Genomic DNA, 20,032 nt, shown 5'->3' with positions numbered 1-20,032 from the left:
AGGTCGTCATGACCGCTCGCTCCCTTAACCTTGATGACGCCCTTTACCAGTATCTGCTGGACGTTTCCCTGCGGGAGACGCCTTTGCAGCGGCGCTTGAGGGACGAGACTCAAGCCCTGCCCATGGCTCGCTGGCAAATAGCGCCCGAACAGGGGCAGTTTCTGGCGCTGCTGGTGAAACTCACCGGCGCCCGGCGCCTGCTGGAGGTCGGCACCTTCACCGGCTACAGCGCCTTGTGCATGGCCTCGGCCATGCCGCAGGACGGCTCGCTGATCTGCTGCGACATCCCCGGCGACTACAACGCCACGGCGCTTCGCTATTGGCAGCAGGCCGGTTTGGCCGAGCGAATCGAACTGCGCCTGGCCCCAGCCTTGGAAACCCTCGCCGATCTTGAACGGCAAGGGCAGGGCGCAACCTTTGACCTGATCTTCATCGATGCCGACAAGGCCAATTACCCGACTTACCTGGAGCATTCGCTGCGGCTGCTGCGTGGCGGTGGGTTGGTGATGTTCGATAACACGCTATGGAGCGGGCGGGTGTTGGAAGTCGACTCGCAAAGTGAAGACACCCGCGCCATCCAGGCGCTCAATCGCGCCTTGAAGGATGACCCAAGGGTGGATTTGTCGCTGTTGCCCCTGGGAGATGGGTTGACGCTGTGTCGCAAGCTCTAATTGGGCTTCAGACTGGAACAAATGTGTGGTGAGGGGATAAATCCCCTCGCCACAATTCATCATCATTTAGTCGCCGACACACGCCAAATCTTGTTCCCCACATCATCGGCCACCAACAGCCCGCCCTGCTTGTCGATCACCACGCCCACCGGCCGGCCCTGGGCTTTTTCATCTGCGTTCAGGAAACCGGTCAGCACATCCACCGGTTGTCCCACCGGCTTGCCGGCGTTGAACGGTACGAAAATCACTTTATAGCCACTGTGGGGTTTACGGTTCCATGACCCATGCTGCCCGATGAAAGCCCCTTCGGTGAACGGCGCCGGTAAGGTGCTGCCTTCGGCGAAGGTCAGGCCCAGCGATGCAGTATGAGGGCCGACGGCGTAGTCCGGGGCGATGGCCTTGGCCACCTGTTCTGCGTTTTGTGGCTCGACCCGGACATCGACGTTCTGCCCGTAGTAGCTGTAGGGCCAGCCATAGAAGGCGCCGTCCTTGACCGAGGTGATGTAGTCCGGCACCAGGTCGCTGCCGATTTCATCCCGCTCGTTCACGGCCGTCCACAACGCCCCGCTGCGCGGTTCCCAGGCCAGGCCGTTGGGGTTGCGCAGGCCCGAAGCGAAGATACGGTGATTGCCGCTGGCACGATCCACTTCCCAGATCGCCGCGCGACCTTCTTCAGCCGCCATGCCATTTTCCGCGACGTTGCTGTTCGAGCCGGTGGTGACGTACAACTTGCTGCCGTCCTGGCTGGCGATGACGTTTTTGGTCCAGTGATGGTTGATTGTGCCACCCGGCAAATCGACGACCTTGGTCGGTTGCGCCTTGATTTGCGTGTCGCCTTCCTTGTACGGGAAACGAATCAGCCGATCGGTGTCGGCCACATACAGGTCATTGCCTACCAGCGTCATGCCGAACGGTGAGTTGAGGTTTTCCAGGAAAATCGTACGCGTTTCGACAACGCCGTCGTGATTGGCGTCGCGCAAGAGGGTGATGCGATTGGGGCTGGGTACCCCGGCACCGGCGCGGCCCATGACCTTTTTCATTACCCAGCCACGGATGCCCTTGGCATCGTCCGGCTTGGGCGGGGCGTTGGTTTCCGCCACCAGCACGTCGCCATTGGGCAGCACGTAGAGCCAGCGCGGATGATCCAAGCCTTCGGCGAATGCAGCCACTTGCAGGCCCTGGGCCGGGGTTGGCTTGGCACCGTCGGGCCAGCCGACGGCTTCGGCGATATTGACGGTGGGGACCAGGGTCTTGTTCGGCTCGGGCAGCTTCGGCGATGGGCCGGTGCCGTCGGACACTTGCAGTGTGGAAGACTCGCCACAAGCAACAAGCCCTGCGGCAAGGGCGACGATCAGAAGATGGGGTGGCTTGAGCATGCTGGCTTCCCTATGAATGCATGTGGTTATTCATAGAGAAGCGTAGACACGCGATGGTTCAACCGGTCAGCCGTGGGCCTGTTTGAACAGTACGGCGATGCCGGGATGATAATGGCCGGCCTCGTTGCGCAATTTGCGGTAGGCGTAAGGGAAATACCAGGCCACGGCGCAGGTGTTTTCCTTCTGCAGGTCGTCGATCATGTCCTGCAGCTCTTCGGGCGTGGCGCTCTGCTGGGCTTTTTGCGGGGAGACGAACAGGCAACCCAGCTTCAGGTCGCTGGCATAACTGATGCGTTTGGCATCGCTGGCAGCCTCCAACAGGGGCTGGGCCAGGTTCAGATTGTTGACCTTGGGCCAGCGTTGGGTGGCCTGGATGAAGGCGCGTTCATCGGTGCTGGCAATGAACAGGTCGGCGCTGACGTTGCGTTCGCCTTCTTCATTCTGTTTGCGGGTCGGGGTGTTTTGCAGCGTGACCATCTCGGCCATCCAGGCGGCAGCCGACAGCAAGCCGAGGTTGGCTTTTTCATCGAACCAGTAAGGTGTGTCGTTATCGCCGCGCACGGCGTTGTAGTGGTCGATACAATCAAACCAACGTTCCAGCACCGGGCGCAGGAATTCCAGTTTTGGATTGCTGATGATCATGCCTTGCATGCTATTGCCCTCTTGTTCTTGTGGTATCGGGTGTGATGTCTCTTTGATATCACTTGCCGCAGAATCACACAAGATAGGCGTCACTTTATTGATCGGGGCCAATGATTGCGCCGACACGGGCGGCGGCTTTAATTGACGCTCCACCCCCAACCCTCTAACCTTCGCGGCTTGTTTCAGGTGCTTTGTGACCTTGGTCGACAAAGTGAAACAGGGAAGCCGGTGAGTACACGCGAACCCGGCGCTGCCCCCGCAACGGTAAATGAGTTAACGCTGCGTATTGGCCACTGTGTCCGCATGACATGGGAAGGCGCGCGGCCCGGCATTACGCCGCTCATGAGCCCGGAGACCGGCCTGATTCATCCAACGGCATCACGGTGGGCGATGCCAGGCTTGTTGCCGCCTTTTTTTGTGCCCGCCCGCCGTTATCCAGTCCCAAACGGAGGCTTCCCCATGACCGGCTCCCCCATCATCAATGCATCCGACCGCGACGAACGCCACCTGGCGCGCATGCTGCGCAAGAAAGCCGTGATCGACGAGCGCATCGCCAACTCGCCGAACGAATGCGGCCTGCTGCTGGTGCTGACCGGCAACGGCAAGGGCAAGAGCAGCTCGGCGTTCGGCATGTTGGCGCGGTCCATGGGACACGGCATGCAATGCGGCGTGGTGCAGTTCATCAAGGGGCGCAACAGCACCGGTGAGGAGCTGTTTTTCCGCCGCTTCCCGGAGCAGGTGCGCTTTCACGTCATGGGCGAAGGCTTCACTTGGGAAACCCAGGACCGCCAGCGCGACATCGCCGCTGCCGAAGCCGCCTGGGCGGTGTCGCGCCAATTGCTGAGCGATCCGTCCATTGGCCTGGTGGTGCTCGATGAACTCAACATCGCCCTCAAGCACGGTTACCTCGACCTCGATCATGTCCTGAGCGATCTTCAGGCCCGCCCGCCGATGCAGCACGTCGTGGTGACCGGTCGCGGCGCCAAGCCAGAAATGATCGAACTGGCCGACACCGTTACCGAAATGGGCATGATCAAGCACGCCTTCCAGGCCGGCATCAAGGCGCAGAAAGGCGTCGAGCTGTGAGTGATGCCAGCATGAACAACCGCCAGTGCCCGGCGGTGCTGATCGCCGCCCCGGCCTCGGGGCAAGGCAAGACCACCGTCACTGCCGCACTGGCTCGTTTGCATCGCAACCAAGGGCGCAAGGTGCGCGTATTCAAGTGCGGTCCGGACTTCCTTGACCCGATGATCCTGGAGCGTGCCAGTGGCTCGCCGGTCTATCAATTGGACATGTGGATGGTCGGTGAGCAGGAAAGTCGACGGCTGTTGTGGGAAGCCGCCGCTGAAGCAGACCTGATTCTGATCGAAGGGGTGATGGGGCTGTTCGACGGCACGCCGTCCAGCGCCGACCTGGCGCGGCATTTCGGCGTACCGGTGCTGGCGGTGATCGACGGCACGGCCATGGCCCAGACATTTGGCGCCCTGGCCTTGGGCCTGGCGCGGTACCAACCAGACTTACCATTCGCCGGGGTGCTGGCCAACCGGGTCGGCACCTTGCGCCACGCGCAGTTGCTCGAAGGCAGCCTGACCGAAGGCCTGCGCTGGTACGGCGCGCTCTCCCGGGAAACCGGTATCGAATTGCCCAGTCGCCACCTCGGGTTGGTCCAGGCCAGTGAGCTGAACGACCTGGACTTGCGTCTCGACGCGGCGGCCGATGCCTTGGCAGGCAGTTGTGAAGTGTCGCTGCCACCGGCTGTGACGTTCGCCGCGCCCCAGGTGATCGCCGCGCAGCCATGGCTCGACGGTGTTCGCATCGCCGTGGCCCGGGACGAAGCGTTTGCTTTCACCTATGGCGCGAGCCTGGATTTGCTGCGGGCCATGGGCGCGCAGTTGAGCTTCTTTTCACCGATTCATGACACCGAGCTGCCCGAGGCGCACAGTCTGTATCTGCCCGGTGGCTATCCGGAATTGCACCACGTGGCGTTAGCGCAGAATGCCCTGATGCTGGCCGCAATCCGTGCTCACCATGAAGCAGGCAAACCGCTGCTGGCCGAATGCGGCGGCATGCTGTATCTGCTGGATTCGTTGACCGACGTCGAGGGCACCCGTGCCGAACTCCTCGGTTTGCTGGCCGGTGATGCGCAGATGCAAAAGCGTCTGGCGGCCCTGGCACTGCAATCGGTGGATTTGCCGGAAGGCACCCTGCGTGGGCACACCTATCACCATTCCCTGACCAGCACCGAGCTGGCGCCGATTGCTCGCGGCCATAGCCCCAACGGTGGGCGTGGGGCGGAGGCGGTTTTCCGGCAAGGGCGGATGACGGCTTCCTACGTGCACTTTTACTTTCCGTCCAATCCGAGGGCGATTGCCTCGCTGTTTGCGCCCGATCTTGAAGCCGCCTTCGCGAGCAAGCTTGCTCCCACAGTGGATCACCTAAACCCAGTGGGAGCGGGCTTGCTCGCGAAGAGGCCATGACAGACAACGCTTTCCCTCAGGCCGAACGCGACGCGATCTACCGCGCCATCGCCGAGCGTCGCGACATGCGCCACTTCACCGGTGGCACGGTTGAACCGTCACTGCTGCGCCGCCTGCTGGAAGCCGCGCACCAGGCGCCCAGCGTGGGCCTGATGCAGCCGTGGCGGTTCATCCGCATCAGCGACCGCGCCTTGCGTGGGGAAATCCGGCAACTGGTGGAGCAAGAGCGCATCCGCACCGCCGAGGCCCTGAACGAGCGCAGCGATGAGTTCATGACGCTCAAGGTCGAAGGCATCAACGACTGCGCCGAAGTGCTGGTGGCGGCGTTGATGGATGATCGCGAGCGGCACATTTTCGGTCGTCGGACCTTGCCGGAAATGGACCTGGCCTCGCTGTCCTGCGCGATCCAGAATCTGTGGCTGGCCTCCCGCGCCGAAGGGCTGGGGATGGGCTGGGTGTCGTTGTTCGAACCCCAGGCACTGGCTGATCTGCTGGGCCTGCCTGCGGGTGCCAAGCCGCTGGCGATACTCTGTCTGGGACCGGTCGGGGACTTTTACCCGGCACCGATGCTTTCTTTGGAAGGCTGGGCGCAACCGCGTTCGCTGGATGAACTGCTCTATGAAAACCATTGGGGAGTCAGCCCATGAGTGTGGCGTTGCTCAGTGCTGCTGCGGTGGCGCTGGATGCGCTGTTGGGCGAACCCCGACGCTGGCATCCGCTGGTGGCGTTCGGCGGCTTTGCCAATCGCATCGAACAGCGCTTTAACTCCGGCGGGCGTGGATGGCGCAGCCATGGGGTCACCGCGTGGGTCATTGCGGTAGTGCCGCTGACCCTGCTCGCCACGGCCCTGTCCTGGGCACCGTTGGTGGGTTGGTTGGTGGAAATCCTCGCGTTGTATTGCGCCCTCGGCCTGCGCAGCCTCGGTGAACATGTCGAGCCGGTGGCCCGGGCGCTGCGCAGCGGCGACCTGGACGAAGCACGCAAGCGGGTGAGCTACCTGGTCAGTCGCCAGACGAATGAATTGGACGAGACCGCCGTCGCCCGTGCCGCCACCGAGTCAGTGCTGGAAAACGGCAGCGACGCGGTGTTCGCCGCGCTGTTCTGGTTCGCCGTGGCGGGCGCGCCCGGGGTGGTGTTGTACCGGTTGAGCAATACCCTCGACGCCATGTGGGGCTATCGCAATGAACGCTTCGAGCGCTTCGGTTGGGCCGCGGCCAAGATCGATGACCTGCTCAACTACATTCCGGCGCGCCTGGTGGCGTTGACCTACGCGGTGCTCGGAAAAACCCGCCTGGCGCTCAAATGCTGGCGCACCCAGGGCCCGACCTGGGATAGCCCCAATGCCGGGCCTGTGATGGCCGCTGGCGCCGGTGCGCTGGGGGTCGAGTTGGGCGGCGCGGCGGTTTATCACGGTGAGCTGCATCAGCGTCCTCCCTTGGGCGAGGGCGTGCCAGCGAGTGCCGACACCATTGATCGTGGCTGGCAACTGGTCCAGCGCGGCGTATGGTTATGGCTGCTGATTCTCTGCCTGGGAGCGGAGTTTTATGCTTGAACACGGCGGGCGCCTGGGCAACGCGGCCCGGCAATACGGCATTGCCGAGGCCGACTGGCTCGACTTGTCCAGTGGACTGGCACCCTGGCCGTTCGACGTCCCGGCGATTCCCCTGCGGGCCTGGGCGCGTCTGCCTGAAACCGATGACGGACTGGAGCAAGCTGCTTGCGATTATTACGGGGCGTTGCATGTGCTGCCGGTGGCCGGTTCGCAGATGGCCATTCAACTGCTGCCGCGCTTGCGCCGAGTAGGCAAGGTCGGGGTGCTGTCGCCCTGTTACGCCGAGCACGCCGAAGCCTGGCGTCGCGGTGGTTACATCGTGCGTGAAGTGCTGGAGTCGGAAGTGGATTTCTTCCTCGACAGCCTCGACGTGCTGGTGGTGGTCAACCCCAACAATCCTACGGGCCTGAACCTGGCCCCCGAGCGTCTGCTGGACTGGCATTCGCGACTGGCCCAGCGCGGTGGCTGGCTGGTGGTGGATGAGGCCTTCATGGACATCACGCCGCCCCTGAGCCTGGCCGCCCATGCCCATCAGGTCGGGCTGATCGTGCTGCGTTCGTTCGGCAAGTTTTTTGGCTTGGCCGGGGTTCGCTTGGGCTTTGTATTGGCCGAGCGCCGCTTGCTCAAGTTACTCGCCGAACAAGTTGGACCGTGGGCCATCAGCGGGCCGACCCGGGTATTGGGCCAGGCGTGCCTGCTGGACACCGCGGCCCACACTCGCCAGCGACAGCGCTGCGAAGAAACCAGCCAGCGCCTGGCGCTGATGCTCGAACGCCATGGCTTCAAGCCCCAGGGCGGCTGCGGGTTGTTCCAATGGCTGGTCACCGAACACGCCCAGGCGCTTTACGATTTCATGGCCCGTCGCGGCATTCTCCTGCGGTTGTTTGCGAACAACAGCAGCCTGCGTTTCGGACTCCCGGCCGATGACGGCGAATTCCTGCGCCTAGAACAGGCTTTTGAGGCCTACGCCAAGGACATCCAATGACCACTGTGATGGTGCAGGGCACCACCTCCGATGCCGGCAAAAGTACCTTGGTCACCGCGCTGTGTCGTTGGCTCAGGCGTCAAGGTGTGAGCGTGGTGCCGTTCAAACCACAGAACATGGCCCTTAACAGTGCGGTAACCGCCGATGGCGGCGAAATCGGCCGCGCCCAAGCGGTGCAGGCCCAGGCTGCCGGGCTTGAACCTCATACCGACATGAACCCGGTGCTGCTCAAGCCCAACAGTGACACCGGCGCCCAGGTCATCATTCATGGCCGCGCTGTCACTACCATGAATGCCGTGGCCTATCACGATTACAAAGCCATCGCGATGCAAGCGGTGTTGGCCTCCCACCAACGGTTGAGCACGGCGTATCCGGTGGTGATGGTGGAGGGCGCCGGATCACCGGCCGAGATCAATCTGCGGGCCGGTGACATTGCCAACATGGGCTTTGCCGAGGCGGTGGACTGCCCGGTGCTGCTGATCGCCGATATCAATCGCGGCGGGGTGTTCGCCCATCTTGTGGGTACCCTGGAGTTGCTTTCGCCCAGTGAGCAGGCACGAGTCAAGGGCTTCATCATCAACCGTTTTCGTGGCGACATCGCTTTGCTGCAACCGGGCCTGGACTGGCTCGAGGCACGCACCGGCAAACCGGTGATTGGCGTGTTGCCTTACGTGATGGACCTGCACCTGGAAGCCGAGGACGGCCTCGATCAGCGTCAGGCCGACAAGGCCGAACAGGTGCTCAAGGTGGTGGTGCCGGTATTGCCGCGCATCAGCAACCACACCGATTTTGACCCGCTGCGCCTGCACCCGCAGGTCGACCTGCAATTCATCGGCCCCGGCCAGGCGATCCCGCCGGCCGATCTGATCATCCTGCCGGGTTCGAAAAGTGTGCGCAGCGACCTGGCCTATCTGCGGGCCAACGGTTGGGAAACGGCCCTCCATCGTCACCTGCGCTACGGCGGCAAACTGCTGGGTATTTGCGGCGGTTTGCAGATGCTCGGCCAGCAGGTCCACGATCCGCTGGGGCTGGAAGGCGCGACGGGTTCCAGTGCCGGGCTGGGCCTGTTGGCCCTCGAAACGACCCTGGAACAAGAGAAACAACTGCGCAATGTGCGCGGGCGACTGGCCTTGGAAGATGCCGAGGTCAGCGGCTATGAGATCCATGCCGGCGTGACCACCGGCCCCGCCCTGGAAAACCCGGCGGTGCACCTGGATGACGGCCGCCGTGACGGCGCCCAAAGCCTTGACGGACAGATTTTCGGCACCTACCTGCACGGTCTGTTCGAGTCTCCAGAGTCCTGCAGCGCCTTGTTGCGTTGGGCCGGGTTGCAGAATGTGCAAACGGTGGATTACCACGCCCTGCGCGAGCGGGACATCGAGCGGTTGGCGGATCTGGTGGAGCGACATTTGGATACCGGGTTGTTGCGTGAGCTTTGTGGAATCTAGGGTGGCTGGGCTGGCCCCATCGCGAGCAGGCTCGTTCCCACATGGGTTCTGTGGTGTACATAAATCCCCTGTGGGAGCGAGCCTGCTCGCGATGGGGCCAATCGCTACACCGCCAATAAAAGGTAAAACACGATGTTGCAACTAATCCTCGGCGGTGCCCGCTCCGGCAAGAGTCGCCTGGCTGAAAGGCTAGCGGCAGACAGCCAATTGCCGGTGACTTACATCGCCACCAGCCAACCTCTGGACGGCGAGATGGACGAGCGGGTCGCCCAACACCGCGCTCGGCGTCCGGCCGAATGGGCGCTGGTGGAAGAGCCGTTGGCCTTGGCGCGGGTGCTCCAGGAAAACGCAGGTTTAGGGCAATGCCTGTTGGTGGATTGCCTGACCCTTTGGCTGACCAATCTGCTGATGCTTGACGACCCCGATCAACTGACCGAGGAGCGCGACGCACTGCTGGGCTGCCTTGCCTCGCTGCCCGGTGAAATTATTTTTGTCAGCAACGAGACCGGAATGGGTGTCGTGCCGCTGGGCGAGTTGACTCGCCGTTACGTCGATGAAGCCGGTTGGCTGCATCAAGCCCTGGCCGAACGTTGTCAGCGCGTCGTGCTGACCGTTGCCGGCCTGCCCCTGATCCTCAAAGGTACTGCGTTATGACTCACCGCTGGTGGCTGGACCCGTGCAAGCCCCTCGACACCCAGGTTCTGGAACAGGCCGAGGCCCGTCAGCAACAGCTGACCAAACCGGCCGGCTCCCTGGGCCGGCTCGAATCGGTGGCGGTGCAGTTGGCGGGCCTGCAAGGGCAGGTCAAGCCGAACCTGGATCAGCTGTGGATCGCGATTTTTGCTGGTGATCATGGCGTGGTGGCTGAAGGCGTATCGGCCTATCCCCAGGAAGTGACCGGGCAGATGCTGCTCAACTTCGTCAGCGGCGGCGCGGCCATCAGCGTCTTGGCGCGGCAACTGGGCGCTTCGCTGGAAGTGGTGGATCTGGGCACCGTGACGCCTTCGCTGGACCTGCCGGGTGTGCGGCACTTGAACGTCGGGCCTGGCACCGCGAATTTCGTCCAGGGCCCGGCAATGACCGTGACTCAGGGCGAGCAGGCCTTGCAAGCGGGGCGCGACAGCGTCGTACGTGCCGTCGCCGCCGGGGCTCAGCTGTTCATCGGCGGCGAGATGGGCATCGGCAACACCACGGCGGCCAGCGCCCTGGCCTGTGCCTTGCTCGATTGCCCGGTGGCGCATCTGGTCGGGCCGGGCACCGGGTTGGACGCGGCGGGTGTCAGCCGCAAGGCCCAGGTCATCGAGCGCGCGCTGGCGCTGCACGGTGCCCAGAGCAACGACCCGTTGCAAACACTGTTCAACCTGGGCGGCTTTGAAGTCGCCGCGCTGGCCGGCGCTTATCTGGCCTGTGCCCAGCAGGGCGTCGCCGTGCTGGTGGATGGTTTTATCTGCAGCGTCGCGGCGCTGGTGGCGGTGCGCCTCAATCCAGCCTGTAGGCCGTGGTTGCTGTTCGGTCATCGCGGCGCCGAGCCGGGGCATCGCCACGTTCTGGAAGCCCTCGGTGCCGAACCGCTGCTCGACCTGGGTTTGCGCCTGGGTGAGGGCAGTGGCGCGGCGCTGGCGGTGCCGCTGTTGCGCCTGGCTTGTGACCTCCACGGGCAAATGGCGACGTTTGCCGAAGCGGCCGTGGCGGATCGTCCGGCATGACCTTGCGCCTGGACCTGCTGCGTCACGGCGAAACCGAGCTGGGTGGCGGGCTGCGCGGTAGCCTCGACGATGCCTTGACGGCCAGGGGCTGGGAACAGATGCACGCGGCTGTCGCGGCGGGTGGGCCCTGGGATCGTCTGGTGAGTTCGCCGTTGCAACGTTGTGCTCGTTTCGCTGAACAACTCGGTGCCCGACTCGATCTGCCGGTGCACCTGGACAAGGATCTGCAAGAACTGCATTTCGGCGCCTGGGAAGGCCGCAGCGCGGCGGCGTTGATGGACACCGACGCCCAGGCCCTGGGCCAGTTCTGGGCCGACCCCTACGCCTTCACGCCACCCGACGGCGAGCCGGTGCTTGAGTTTTCGAGGCGAGTCCTGGCAGCGGTCGAGCGCTTGCACGTTGCCTATGCAGGTCAACGCGTTTTGCTGGTCAGCCATGGCGGCGTGATGCGCTTGCTGCTGGCCCGGGCCCGAGGCCTGCCTCGGGAGCAGTTGCTCAATGTCGAAGTGGGCCATGGCGCGTTGTTTTCTCTTTGGGTGTCGTCCGGTTCAGTCCTGAAAGAGGAGGGCTGAAGATGTTGTCGTTCTGGATCGCCCTGCAATTTCTGAGCAGCCTGCCGGTTCGTTTGCCGGGCATGCCTGAGCCCGCGCAGCTTGGTCGTTCGCTGCTGTTCTATCCGCTGGTGGGGCTGTTGTTCGGTGGGTTGCTGTGGGGGCTCGATGCCGTGTTGCTCGGCGCGCCGCTGTTGCTTCATGCCGCGCTGTTGCTGACGGCGTGGGTGCTGCTCAGCGGCGGCCTGCATCTGGACGGCCTGGCCGACAGCGCCGATGCCTGGCTCGGCGGCTTTGGTGATCGGGAGCGCACGCTGCTGATCATGAAAGACCCCCGCAGCGGACCGATCGCCGTCATTACGTTGGTGTTGGTGTTGCTGCTCAAGTTCGCCGCGCTGCTGGCGCTGATCGAGCAGCGCCAGACCCTGGCGTTGCTCATCGTGCCGATGCTGGGGCGTGGCGCATTGCTGGGGTTGTTCCTGACCACGCCTTATGTGCGTGCTGGCGGGTTGGGACAGGCGCTTGCCGACCACTTGCCGCGCCGCGCGGGCTGGCAGGTGTTGCTGGTCAGTGCGCTGGGGTGCGTGCTGGTGGCGGGTTGGGCGGGCGTATGGGCGCTGGCGATTGCCGCGACGGTATTTGTCGGGTTGCGACAGATGATGTTGCGCAGGCTCGCCGGATGCACCGGAGATACGGCCGGAGCTTTGCTGGAACTGCTTGAGATGGCGGTGTTGGTGGGGTTGGTGTTGGTTTTAAGATGACCCCCGCTACAGTCAGGTCGGAAGGAAACATCAACGCAGCATTAATCAATCACTAACGGCAGCGTCACCACGAATTCGCTCCCCTTACCATCCCCCGCACTCTTGCCGGTCACTGTGCCGCCGTGGGCTTCGGTCAACTCGCGCACTACCGTCAAACCAATGCCCAGGCCTGCCCCATTGAAACCGACTGCGTTAACGTCCTGCATAAAGGGTTCAAAGATGAACGGCAGTGCCTTTGCGGTAATACCGATGCCGGTATCGCGGATGCTTACGTGCAGCAGATCGGCTTCGGCGGTGGCTGTAAATATGACCGTGCCGCCCGACGGCGTGTATTTGGCCGCGTTGTCCAGCAGGTTGCCGAGAATTTGCGTGAGCCGTACCGGATCGCCGTTTACCGTCAACGCACACTCGGGCAGTTGTGCGCTGAAATGCAAGTTGTGGGCGATCATGACCGGGGTACAGTTTTCTATCACCCGATGGATGATCTGAACCATGTCGACAATACGGCAATCAAGGCGAAACTTGCCTGTGCTGGCGCGGGCGACGTCGAGCAAGTCTTCCACCAATCGAGACATGTGGCGCACCTGACCCTCGATCAACTGCTGCATGCGTGGCAATTCCTCACTGGGCACCCGTACCAGTCGGCCGGCAATCATGCTGATGGGCGTCAGCGGATTGCGCAGTTCGTGGGCCACTAAGGCGAGGACGTTACGCTGACGCTCCAGCGCGTGTTCGGCCGAGACTTGCAGGTCTTGCGCGCTGAGGGCAGCAATGACCAATTGCTCATTGGCTTCACGCATTTCCAGATACAGCTGTTGTTCTGTCTGCGTGGATTTTGGTTTTTCAGCCTCGGATTGGGCCGACAGGATCGCCAGGACCAACTGCTGATTGGCCTCAATCAATTGTTCGACATGTTGCTTATCGGCAAGTTGGCTGTTGGCGCTGTTCAACTCCTTGTGCAGGGCCGTCAGCACTGCGCGCGCCTCGACGGTTTTTTGGCCGAGCAGGAACAGTTCGCGAGCGGCGGAGGCCATCGCTTGCTCATTCTTTCCGTTGGCCTCATCCATGATTGCTACTCATCCGGCCCTTTGCCAGAAAGTTGCAGGGTAGGCCGGCCTCCGAGCAAACCTTCCCGATCCGGCAACATTTCACCGATCTGCAAACCACCTTCGTCGATGCGGTAAAGGCGTAACTCATCGGAGTGGGTGCTGGCCCGCACCTTGACCACGGCCATGATGCGCAACAAACGACTCTGCACTTCAATGTAGCGCTGAACGATAATAGCGTCGGTGAGAAAAGCCGTGCCGTAAGGGCTGAAACGCAGGTCGGTGTAGCGGTCTTCCAGCTCCGAAGTCAGCAACACACTGACACCTGCGCTGGTCAACGCGGTGACCATGCGTGACAGCGACTCGCGGAAGTCTGCGCGAAAAGTCGGCGCCAGAGCCAGTTCGAAACCCGACAGCGAGTCAATGACTACCCGGGTAGCGTTCAGGCGGGCGATCTCGCTCAACAGCAGATGCACGATTTCGTCGATGGACAGGTCCGGAGCGCGGCTATCCACCAGCCCGACCTTTCCGCTTTGAATCAAGTCGGTGAGGGTGGCGTTCTGGGAATGATTGGGGCGTTGTTCGAACACCGCGATCACGCCGGTTTCACCGTTTCGCGCGCCTTCGGCGAGAAAGGATGCCGCCAGAATGCTTTTGCCCGAACCGGACGGGCCAGCCACTAACAGGGAATAACCGCGAGGCAGGCCACCACCGAGCATTTCGTCGAGCTGCGGTACGCCCATTGCCAGGCGCTTGATGGGGAATTGCAGCGGTGCTTCGGTCGGGTTGTAGGGCGCCGGGGCAAATACCTTGATGCCTGACGAGGCGATACGGAAGGTGTGCAGCCCCGGCAGCGTTGGCTGGCCGCGCATCTTCATGATTTCCATCTTGCGCACCATTGAGTTGCGCTGAACGCTCTGGCGCAGCCAGATCAGTCCATCGGCCACGGTGAAAATCGGGTTGGTATCGGTTTCGGTGAAATACTCGCCAATCAGGAATGTCGTGGCCTGCCAGGTGGTCATCAGCATGCCCAGTTGCTGGACGAACTGCGGCAGGTTGTTATTGGGGTTGTCTTGGGTCTGGCTGGCCAGTACCACTGAACGGAACGAGTCAACGAACACCAGCGCCGGGGAGTGAGCCTCCACCGCGCTGACAATACGCCGCAGCACTTCGTCCAGATTCCCGGCCAGGGTATCGTCAGCCAGGTTGATGTAGCGGATCGACTGATTAATGGCTTCGCTGTCGAAGAAATCGAACTGCTGCTGATAACGCAGCATCTTCAGCGGTGGCTCGCCCAGCACGGTAAAAAACAGTGCGGGACGTTCGGGGGTTGCCAGGGCAAACATCATCTGGTGCGCGAGGGTGGTCTTGCCGCAACCGGGCGGACCGGCGATCAGGTTGAACGAAAACTCTGGCAATCCCCCGCCCAAGACCTCGTCCAGTCCTGGCACGCCGGTGGCCAGGCGGTTGATAGTCACTTTGGTGCTCATGGCGAATTTTCCTGCGAAGGGGTGTCGCTCAAAGAAGGTTCCCACATGCCACGTAGCAAACGTGCGGTGAGCGAAGGCCCGATCAGCGTGATCAGTAGCTCGTAGAGGGTGGTCAGCATAATTTCACCGAAAAACAACGCATCGGCTTCACTTTGTTCAACGAGTACGGACTTGAGAACAGTCAGATCCAGCAAGGCCTGCACACGGTCATAGGTACCGGCCAGACGCGGATGTTGAGAGCCGCACAGATGCAGGCTGCGGCGATAAAGCGCGACAACCCCTTGCTGACCAATGATGGGCGTGAGGGCTGCGTCCATACCCTGCAAGGTGGAGACAATCGCTTGCGCGATCCTTGCAATGTCAGCGTTGGGGCCGACCCGGTGCGCCAGAGACGCTACGATCTGGCGGCTCTCTTCGCTTAGCGCGGACATGGCTGACTGATTTCTGATGGGCAGACACTGATAGTACACCCTCTGACGAATCACGTAGGCTCGATTGGGCAGCGCATTACAACTGATGCCATTTACGCAGGCGTAACTAACCGGTTCTGGGGCATTTGACGGGCATTTGCTTTTTTGTATTGGCAGCCACGTCTGTTGTGAAAGCACCGGCTCGGTGCGCGCAGATCCTGGATTTAAATTTGCATTCATGCAATCGCGGGTATATACACGCACCATGCTTCCTTCTCAATGTTTGTGCATCAACCTGCGTCGTGCCGCTCGGGGCGTCAGCCGGTATTACGATGGGGCCCTCGACGGCTTCGGGATCAACGTTGCCCAGTATTCTTTGCTGAGTAACCTGGCGCGCCTGGACCAGCCGAGTATTTCTTCCCTGGCCGAGGCCATGGGCCTGGATCGCAGCACCCTGGGCCGCAATCTGCGGGTGCTGGAAGGTGAGGGGTTGGTGGCGCTGGCCGAGGGTGAAGACCTGCGCAACCGCATCGTCGAACTCACCGAGGCCGGGCATGCCCGGCTGGCGGCGGCGTTGCCGGCCTGGGAAGCGGCGCAACAGCGATTGATCGAGAAGCTGGGCGCCGAGAAGCGTGCGGCGTTGCTGGCCTTGCTGGATGAGCTGGCGTGAAGCTGGTTCGTTCGATGACAAGCGGGTATATACCCGCGAGCGGAGAATAAAAATGACATCGATGTGGCGTACCTGTGGATGGGTCCTGGTGGGCAGCGCGCTGATTCTGGCGTTGTCGCTGGGCGTGCGGCATGGCTTCGGGCTGTTTCTGGCGCCCATGAGTGCCGAATTCGGCTGGGGCCGTGAGGTGTTCGCCTTCGCCATTGCCTTGCAGAACCTGATCTGGGGCCTGGCGCAGCCCTTCACCGGCGCGCTGGCTGACCGCTTCGGTGCGGCGAAAGTGGTACTGATCGGCGGTGTTCTCTATGCCCTTGGCCTGGTGTGCATGGGCCTGTCGGATTCTGCCTGGTCGCTGTCGTTGAGTGCCGGACTGTTGATCGGGATCGGCCTGTCCGGCACGTCGTTCTCGGTGATCCTGGGTGTGGTCGGGCGGGCCGTGCCGCCGGAAAAACGCAGCATGGGCATGGGCATCGCCAGTGCCGCCGGTTCTTTCGGTCAGTTCGCCATGTTGCCTGGCACGCTGGGGCTGATTGGCTGGCTCGGCTGGTCTGCCGCATTGTTGGCGTTGGGGCTGCTGGTGGCGTTGATCGTGCCGTTGGTGAGCATGCTCAAGGACACGCCGCTGCCGCTGGCCGGCCATGAGCAAACCTTGTCCGAAGCGTTGCGCGAGGCGTGCAGCCATTCCGGCTTCTGGCTGCTGGCGATCGCGTTTTTTGTCTGTGGTTTCCAGGTGGTGTTCATCGGTGTGCATTTACCGGCTTATCTGGTGGACCAACACCTCCCGGCCAGTGTCGGGACCACCGTGCTGGCCTTGGTCGGGCTGTTCAATATCTTTGGCACTTACACTGCTGGCTGGCTGGGCGGGCGCATGTCCAAGCCGCGACTGCTCACGGGGTTGTACCTGTTGCGGGCGGTGGTGATCGGCTTGTTCCTGTGGCTGCCGGTGACCACTACCACGGCCTACCTGTTTGGGATGGCGATGGGCTTCCTGTGGCTGTCGACGGTGCCATTGACCAACGGCACGGTGGCGACCTTGTTCGGTGTACGAAATCTTTCGATGCTCGGCGGGATTGTGTTCCTGTTCCACCAGTTGGGGTCGTTCCTGGGTGGCTGGCTGGGTGGGGTGGTGTACGACCGCACCGGCAGTTATGACTTGATCTGGCAGGTGTCGATCCTGCTCAGCCTGCTGGCGGCGGCGTTGAACTGGCCAGTGCGCGAGCGTCCGGTGGCACGCCTGCAAGCTCAGGCCGGCGCAGCATGAGCCGCGTCGGCCCGTGGTTGATTGTCGTCGGTGCCGGCCTGCTGCTGGCGTTCGCCTGGTGGGGCTGGCATCAGGGCGGGTTGGCCTTGATGCAATTGGGCATGGGCACCTGTTGAGCGATGGACGGCGTCGGTCGCGGCGGAGTACCGTTGTGCTCTGACGTGCTTTCCAGGAATTTCCGACATGTTGATGCGCTGGTTTGCTGTTCCCGCTCTGTTGCTGGTTGTGACCGGGCAAGTATGGGCGACCGATTGCCCGCCATTGCTGGAGGGCTCGTTGCCCAAGCTGCGGGCCAAGGAGACCATCGATCTATGCCAGCGCTTCGCCGGCAAGCCGCTGGTGGTGGTCAACACCGCCAGTTTCTGCGGGTTCGCCCCGCAATTCAAAGGTCTTGAGGCGCTTAACCAGCGCTACAAAGGCGAAGGGCTGCAAGTGCTGGGCGTACCGTCCAACGATTTCAAGCAGGAATCCAAGAACGGTGAAGAGACGGCCAAGGTCTGTTACGTCAATTACGGCGTGACCTTCACCATGACCGAACCACAAGCGGTGCGCGGCGCTGACGCCATACCGTTGTTCAAGCATCTGGCCGAACAGTCCGGCGCGCCGAAATGGAATTTCTACAAGTACGTGGTGGATCGCCAGGGCAAGGTCGTTGCCAGTTTTTCCAGCAGAATCAAACCCGACGATCCCGAGTTCATCAAGGCGGTTGAAGCGGCCATCGCCTCCAAGCCCTGACCGCCAGCCACGAAAAAGCCCCGCCTCTTTGCAGAGTGCGGGGCTTTTTTGCTTCGGATGGCGAGGGGGTCAGGTTCGCCGTGCATCATCAGAAGCGGTAGGTTGCACCGACACCGAAACCGTTTGCGCTGTTGTCGTATTCGGCGGTGTAGGACTGGCCCAGGGCATTGCTGCCGTTGACGCGGACTTTTTCTTCCTTGAGGTAGGAATACGCCACGTCGATGGTGAGGTCATCGGTCGGGCTCCAACCAGCGCCCAGGCTGAAGATGGTCCGGTCGCCGGTAGGAATGCGCGGTGAACGATCTTCGTTGTTGGTAGGCGATTGGTCGAAGGACAGGCCGGTACGCAGCACCCATTGCTTATTCAACTGGTAGGACGTGCCGATGGCGTAAGCCCAGGTGTCATGCCAGTTCTGTTCTTCGGTGATAGAACTGAAAAACGAAGGAGCAAACGCGCCGCCATTTGTTGCTGTCACACCTTCGTTGTTCACCGTGATGTCTTTCATGCGGCTCCAACGAGTCCAGGTGCTGCCGGCATAAAGGGTCCACGCATCGTTGAGTTCCTGAGTGACCGAAAAGTCGACCATCTCAGGCGTCGTGATCTTCAGCGAAGCATCGTAGCGTGCGCTACTCAGGAGTGAGGAGGGAGTACCTGCTCCGGCGGTTACTTCGGTGTGGCCTTCAAGCTTGTAATCGACCTTGGAGTGGTAGGTCAGACCCAAACGAGTGGTGTCGGTCGCCTGCACCAGCACACCAATGTTGTAGCCGTAACCAATGTCGTTGCCCTTGATCGAGACGTCGCCGCTGTTGGACGACAGAGGGGTGGTCAGCGTCGATTCCAGGACACCGGAAATACGGTTGATGGTCGGGCCGAAACCGATGGACACTTTGTCGTTGAAGGCATAGCTGATGGTCGGCTGGAAAGTGATGACCTTAACTTCGCTTTTGCTGCCGAAGCTGCCGCCCTGGAAGCCGTTTTCGTAGTCGGTGACCAAGCCGAAGGGGACGTACACGCCCATACCAAAGGTCCATTGATCGTTGATAGGTTTGACGTAATAGGCCATCGGAACGGCTGTGAACGGAACCATATCGCCCTTGTTGGTACCGGACTGGCTGCCGCTGGCGTCGCTGATATCAGTGGAGGCGTCGATGGCTGCCACACCGCCAGTCACTTGCTCGCGTTTGATGCGCGACATGCCGGCAGGGTTACCAAACACGGTACTTGCATCATCGGCAGAGGAAGAACGCCCCGCAAAACCAGTACCCATGCCACTGATACTTTGTTCGTTCAAGGCAAAGCCGCTGGCGAAGAGCTGAGTGGAGGCCAAGGTAACGGCAAGCCCAAGGGTGGTTTTGAGCATTATTTTTTTCATTGTTAGAACTCCTGATGATCACCGAGGCGGAAATTACCAACATTTTCGCTCCAGCGCTATAGCCTGTATCGCTTGATTTAGAGCGGTTTTGTAGGACAATCCGACCAAATTCGTCGCCATTGTAGGAACTTTCCAAATTCCCCATCAGCAAGCGACCTGATTCAGCGATGAAACACAGCTTTGCCACGCGCAGGTAAAGTCCCGTAGGCGCCCTTGAGGATGAAACGTCTGACGCCAGATACGGGCCATGCCCAGCAGGTCATCGGCTTCGGGAAGCGGGGTGTTTTGTTCCTCTACCAGCAGCCACGCGATGGCGGTGGCGTAGCGCAGGTTGACGGTCAATTCCAGGTGCGGGCCGCTGAGGAAGGCATGTTGGCTGGCCAAACCGCGCACCAGGCTGGCACGTTCCGGATCCAACGCCAGGTAATGGTCCCAAAGCGCTCGGTGACGAGGTTCGGTAATGCGATACAGGCCATGCCCGCGACGGTCATGCAGGGCTGAACCCAGGGCGGACTGGCTGGCGGCAATACCCAGCAATAAGGATTCCGCCGTTGCGCTATGGCGCTCCAGATAGAGGAGCGTCGGGCGGATCACATATCGACACAGTTCGCTGGCAGCGATACCCATAAAACCCTCGAAGTGTGAAATGAGCGGGGCCTGAAGGTGTGGGCTTGGCAGCGGTGGATCGGTTCAGGCCCCGCCGGAAGCGGATCATGCCGCTTGACTTGAAGTGTAGTGTCATATTCCCGCTGTAACGGCCTGTTTTTAAATCATTTTCAGCGAACAGCTATAACCGTTATATCGCCTGGTGCTTAAGCCGTTGCGCTTTATCGAGAAATACCAGGCAATAAAAAGCCCCGCTTTTTGGGCGGGGCCTTT

At 61.7% G+C, this 20,032-nt stretch carries 21 protein-coding genes and 1 riboswitch; of the genes, 14 read left to right on the top strand and 7 right to left on the bottom strand.

The features are described 5' to 3' along the window. Positions 1-8 precede the first annotated feature (8 nt). The gene (locus tag ACA047_RS22240; RefSeq protein ID WP_497352992.1) at positions 9-671 is read left to right on the top strand and encodes a class I SAM-dependent methyltransferase; all 663 of its coding nucleotides are present in this window, start codon (positions 9-11) and stop codon (positions 669-671) included. A 62-nt stretch (positions 672-733) separates the two neighbouring features. On the opposite strand, the gene ACA047_RS22235 is transcribed toward ACA047_RS22240, so the two are convergent. Both ACA047_RS22235 and ACA047_RS22230 read right to left on the bottom strand, forming a co-directional pair. Further along, a complete protein-coding gene (locus ACA047_RS22235) occupies positions 734-2,047 on the bottom strand; it encodes a PQQ-dependent sugar dehydrogenase (protein ID WP_497352990.1) in 1,314 nt (437 codons plus the stop codon). 66 nt (positions 2,048-2,113) lie between these two features. After that, positions 2,114-2,698 (bottom strand): hypothetical protein, encoded by a 585-nt coding sequence (locus ACA047_RS22230; protein WP_497352988.1) that lies wholly within the window; start codon positions 2,696-2,698, stop codon positions 2,114-2,116. A gap of 158 nt (positions 2,699-2,856) precedes the next feature. Continuing rightward, positions 2,857-3,067, top strand: a riboswitch (cobalamin riboswitch). Between the two features lie 81 nt (positions 3,068-3,148). Between ACA047_RS22230 and cobO the strand changes: the two genes are divergently transcribed. The 10 genes from cobO (at position 3,149) to ACA047_RS22180 (ending at position 12,169) form a co-directional block, all read left to right on the top strand. Further along, positions 3,149-3,775: a cob(I)yrinic acid a,c-diamide adenosyltransferase gene (gene cobO, locus ACA047_RS22225; protein ID WP_497352986.1), complete on the top strand. Its 627-nt coding sequence runs from the start codon at positions 3,149-3,151 to the stop codon at positions 3,773-3,775. An 11-nt stretch (positions 3,776-3,786) separates the two neighbouring features. Continuing rightward, positions 3,787-5,166 (top strand): cobyrinic acid a,c-diamide synthase CobB, encoded by a 1,380-nt coding sequence (locus tag ACA047_RS22220; protein ID WP_497360488.1) that lies wholly within the window; start codon positions 3,787-3,789, stop codon positions 5,164-5,166. Continuing rightward, positions 5,163-5,813, top strand: coding sequence for a 5,6-dimethylbenzimidazole synthase (gene bluB, locus ACA047_RS22215; protein WP_497352984.1), 651 nt, complete (start codon positions 5,163-5,165; stop codon positions 5,811-5,813). Before ACA047_RS22220 ends, bluB begins: the two co-directional genes overlap by 4 nt. Next, the gene (cbiB, locus tag ACA047_RS22210) at positions 5,810-6,718 is read left to right on the top strand and encodes an adenosylcobinamide-phosphate synthase CbiB (RefSeq protein ID WP_497352982.1); all 909 of its coding nucleotides are present in this window, start codon (positions 5,810-5,812) and stop codon (positions 6,716-6,718) included. The genes bluB and cbiB overlap by 4 nt, the downstream gene beginning before the upstream one ends. Continuing rightward, a complete protein-coding gene (cobD, locus tag ACA047_RS22205; protein ID WP_497352980.1) occupies positions 6,711-7,703 on the top strand; it encodes a threonine-phosphate decarboxylase CobD in 993 nt (330 codons plus the stop codon). The genes cbiB and cobD overlap by 8 nt, the downstream gene beginning before the upstream one ends. Continuing rightward, positions 7,700-9,151, top strand: a complete 1,452-nt coding sequence (locus tag ACA047_RS22200; RefSeq protein WP_497352978.1) for a cobyric acid synthase — start codon at positions 7,700-7,702, stop codon at positions 9,149-9,151. The genes cobD and ACA047_RS22200 overlap by 4 nt, the downstream gene beginning before the upstream one ends. A 132-nt stretch (positions 9,152-9,283) precedes the next feature. Then, positions 9,284-9,805 carry a bifunctional adenosylcobinamide kinase/adenosylcobinamide-phosphate guanylyltransferase gene (gene cobU, locus ACA047_RS22195; protein WP_497352976.1) on the top strand — a complete coding sequence of 174 codons (522 nt, stop codon included), beginning with the start codon at positions 9,284-9,286 and terminating at the stop codon, positions 9,803-9,805. Next, on the top strand, positions 9,802-10,857 hold the full coding sequence (gene cobT / locus ACA047_RS22190; RefSeq protein WP_497352974.1) for a nicotinate-nucleotide--dimethylbenzimidazole phosphoribosyltransferase: 1,056 nt from the start codon (positions 9,802-9,804) through the stop codon (positions 10,855-10,857). The genes cobU and cobT overlap by 4 nt, the downstream gene beginning before the upstream one ends. Next, positions 10,854-11,429 carry an alpha-ribazole phosphatase family protein gene (gene cobC, locus ACA047_RS22185; protein ID WP_497352972.1) on the top strand — a complete coding sequence of 192 codons (576 nt, stop codon included), beginning with the start codon at positions 10,854-10,856 and terminating at the stop codon, positions 11,427-11,429. Before cobT ends, cobC begins: the two co-directional genes overlap by 4 nt. A 2-nt stretch (positions 11,430-11,431) precedes the next feature. Further along, positions 11,432-12,169, top strand: coding sequence for an adenosylcobinamide-GDP ribazoletransferase (locus tag ACA047_RS22180; RefSeq protein ID WP_497352970.1), 738 nt, complete (start codon positions 11,432-11,434; stop codon positions 12,167-12,169). A gap of 41 nt (positions 12,170-12,210) precedes the next feature. On the opposite strand, the gene ACA047_RS22175 is transcribed toward ACA047_RS22180, so the two are convergent. The 3 genes from ACA047_RS22175 to ACA047_RS22165 are packed head-to-tail and all read right to left on the bottom strand — an operon-like array spanning position 12,211 to position 15,382. Beyond that, complete coding sequence (locus ACA047_RS22175; protein ID WP_497352968.1) at positions 12,211-13,236, bottom strand: sensor histidine kinase; 1,026 nt, start codon at positions 13,234-13,236, stop codon at positions 12,211-12,213. Between the two features lie 5 nt (positions 13,237-13,241). Beyond that, the gene (locus ACA047_RS22170; protein WP_497352966.1) at positions 13,242-14,705 is read right to left on the bottom strand and encodes an ATPase domain-containing protein; all 1,464 of its coding nucleotides are present in this window, start codon (positions 14,703-14,705) and stop codon (positions 13,242-13,244) included. Beyond that, positions 14,702-15,382: a hypothetical protein gene (locus ACA047_RS22165; RefSeq protein WP_497352964.1), complete on the bottom strand. Its 681-nt coding sequence runs from the start codon at positions 15,380-15,382 to the stop codon at positions 14,702-14,704. Before ACA047_RS22165 ends, ACA047_RS22170 begins: the two co-directional genes overlap by 4 nt. Between ACA047_RS22165 and ACA047_RS22160 the strand changes: the two genes are divergently transcribed. The 3 genes from ACA047_RS22160 (at position 15,381) to ACA047_RS22150 (ending at position 17,781) form a co-directional block, all read left to right on the top strand. Then, a complete protein-coding gene (locus ACA047_RS22160; protein WP_497352962.1) occupies positions 15,381-15,785 on the top strand; it encodes a MarR family winged helix-turn-helix transcriptional regulator in 405 nt (134 codons plus the stop codon). The two genes, ACA047_RS22165 and ACA047_RS22160, sit on opposite strands and share 2 nt — an antisense overlap. 61 nt (positions 15,786-15,846) lie before the next feature. Continuing rightward, positions 15,847-17,046, top strand: coding sequence for an MFS transporter (locus ACA047_RS22155; protein ID WP_497360486.1), 1,200 nt, complete (start codon positions 15,847-15,849; stop codon positions 17,044-17,046). Between the two features lie 183 nt (positions 17,047-17,229). Next, positions 17,230-17,781, top strand: coding sequence for a glutathione peroxidase (locus ACA047_RS22150; RefSeq protein ID WP_497352960.1), 552 nt, complete (start codon positions 17,230-17,232; stop codon positions 17,779-17,781). 88 nt (positions 17,782-17,869) lie between these two features. On the opposite strand, the gene ACA047_RS22145 is transcribed toward ACA047_RS22150, so the two are convergent. Beyond that, positions 17,870-19,153: an OmpP1/FadL family transporter gene (locus ACA047_RS22145; protein ID WP_497352958.1), complete on the bottom strand. Its 1,284-nt coding sequence runs from the start codon at positions 19,151-19,153 to the stop codon at positions 17,870-17,872. Positions 19,154-19,297: 144 nt separating this feature from the next. Beyond that, positions 19,298-19,780, bottom strand: coding sequence for a hypothetical protein (locus ACA047_RS22140; RefSeq protein ID WP_497352956.1), 483 nt, complete (start codon positions 19,778-19,780; stop codon positions 19,298-19,300). Positions 19,781-20,032: the final 252 nt, after the last annotated feature.

It is taken from the genome of Pseudomonas sp. LBUM1664 (assembly GCF_059695895.1).
The sequence above is the reverse complement of the archived record's forward strand: the minus strand, read 5'-3'. Positions and strand labels throughout refer to the sequence as shown.

Bases quoted from the DNA above. Each gene is read 5' to 3' on its own strand.
- ACA047_RS22150 (WP_497352960.1), top strand. From the start codon at position 17,230: ATGTTGATGCGCTGGTTTGCTGTTCCCGCTCTGTTGCTGGTTGTGACC.
- ACA047_RS22220 (WP_497360488.1), top strand. From the start codon at position 3,787: ATGAACAACCGCCAGTGCCCGGCGGTGCTGATCGCCGCCCCGGCCTCG.
- ACA047_RS22180 (WP_497352970.1), top strand. From the start codon at position 11,432: ATGTTGTCGTTCTGGATCGCCCTGCAATTTCTGAGCAGCCTGCCGGTT.
- ACA047_RS22145 (WP_497352958.1), bottom strand. From the start codon at position 19,153: ATGAAAAAAATAATGCTCAAAACCACCCTTGGGCTTGCCGTTACCTTG.
- cobD (WP_497352980.1), top strand. From the start codon at position 6,711: ATGCTTGAACACGGCGGGCGCCTGGGCAACGCGGCCCGGCAATACGGC.
- ACA047_RS22175 (WP_497352968.1), bottom strand. From the start codon at position 13,236: ATGGATGAGGCCAACGGAAAGAATGAGCAAGCGATGGCCTCCGCCGCT.
- ACA047_RS22170 (WP_497352966.1), bottom strand. From the start codon at position 14,705: ATGAGCACCAAAGTGACTATCAACCGCCTGGCCACCGGCGTGCCAGGA.
- cobT (WP_497352974.1), top strand. From the start codon at position 9,802: ATGACTCACCGCTGGTGGCTGGACCCGTGCAAGCCCCTCGACACCCAG.
- ACA047_RS22230 (WP_497352988.1), bottom strand. From the start codon at position 2,698: ATGCAAGGCATGATCATCAGCAATCCAAAACTGGAATTCCTGCGCCCG.
- ACA047_RS22200 (WP_497352978.1), top strand. From the start codon at position 7,700: ATGACCACTGTGATGGTGCAGGGCACCACCTCCGATGCCGGCAAAAGT.
- ACA047_RS22155 (WP_497360486.1), top strand. From the start codon at position 15,847: ATGTGGCGTACCTGTGGATGGGTCCTGGTGGGCAGCGCGCTGATTCTG.
- ACA047_RS22140 (WP_497352956.1), bottom strand. From the start codon at position 19,780: ATGGGTATCGCTGCCAGCGAACTGTGTCGATATGTGATCCGCCCGACG.
- bluB (WP_497352984.1), top strand. From the start codon at position 5,163: ATGACAGACAACGCTTTCCCTCAGGCCGAACGCGACGCGATCTACCGC.
- cobO (WP_497352986.1), top strand. From the start codon at position 3,149: ATGACCGGCTCCCCCATCATCAATGCATCCGACCGCGACGAACGCCAC.
- cobC (WP_497352972.1), top strand. From the start codon at position 10,854: ATGACCTTGCGCCTGGACCTGCTGCGTCACGGCGAAACCGAGCTGGGT.
- cbiB (WP_497352982.1), top strand. From the start codon at position 5,810: ATGAGTGTGGCGTTGCTCAGTGCTGCTGCGGTGGCGCTGGATGCGCTG.
- ACA047_RS22160 (WP_497352962.1), top strand. From the start codon at position 15,381: ATGCTTCCTTCTCAATGTTTGTGCATCAACCTGCGTCGTGCCGCTCGG.
- ACA047_RS22235 (WP_497352990.1), bottom strand. From the start codon at position 2,047: ATGCTCAAGCCACCCCATCTTCTGATCGTCGCCCTTGCCGCAGGGCTT.
- ACA047_RS22240 (WP_497352992.1), top strand. From the start codon at position 9: ATGACCGCTCGCTCCCTTAACCTTGATGACGCCCTTTACCAGTATCTG.
- cobU (WP_497352976.1), top strand. From the start codon at position 9,284: ATGTTGCAACTAATCCTCGGCGGTGCCCGCTCCGGCAAGAGTCGCCTG.
- ACA047_RS22165 (WP_497352964.1), bottom strand. From the start codon at position 15,382: ATGGTGCGTGTATATACCCGCGATTGCATGAATGCAAATTTAAATCCA.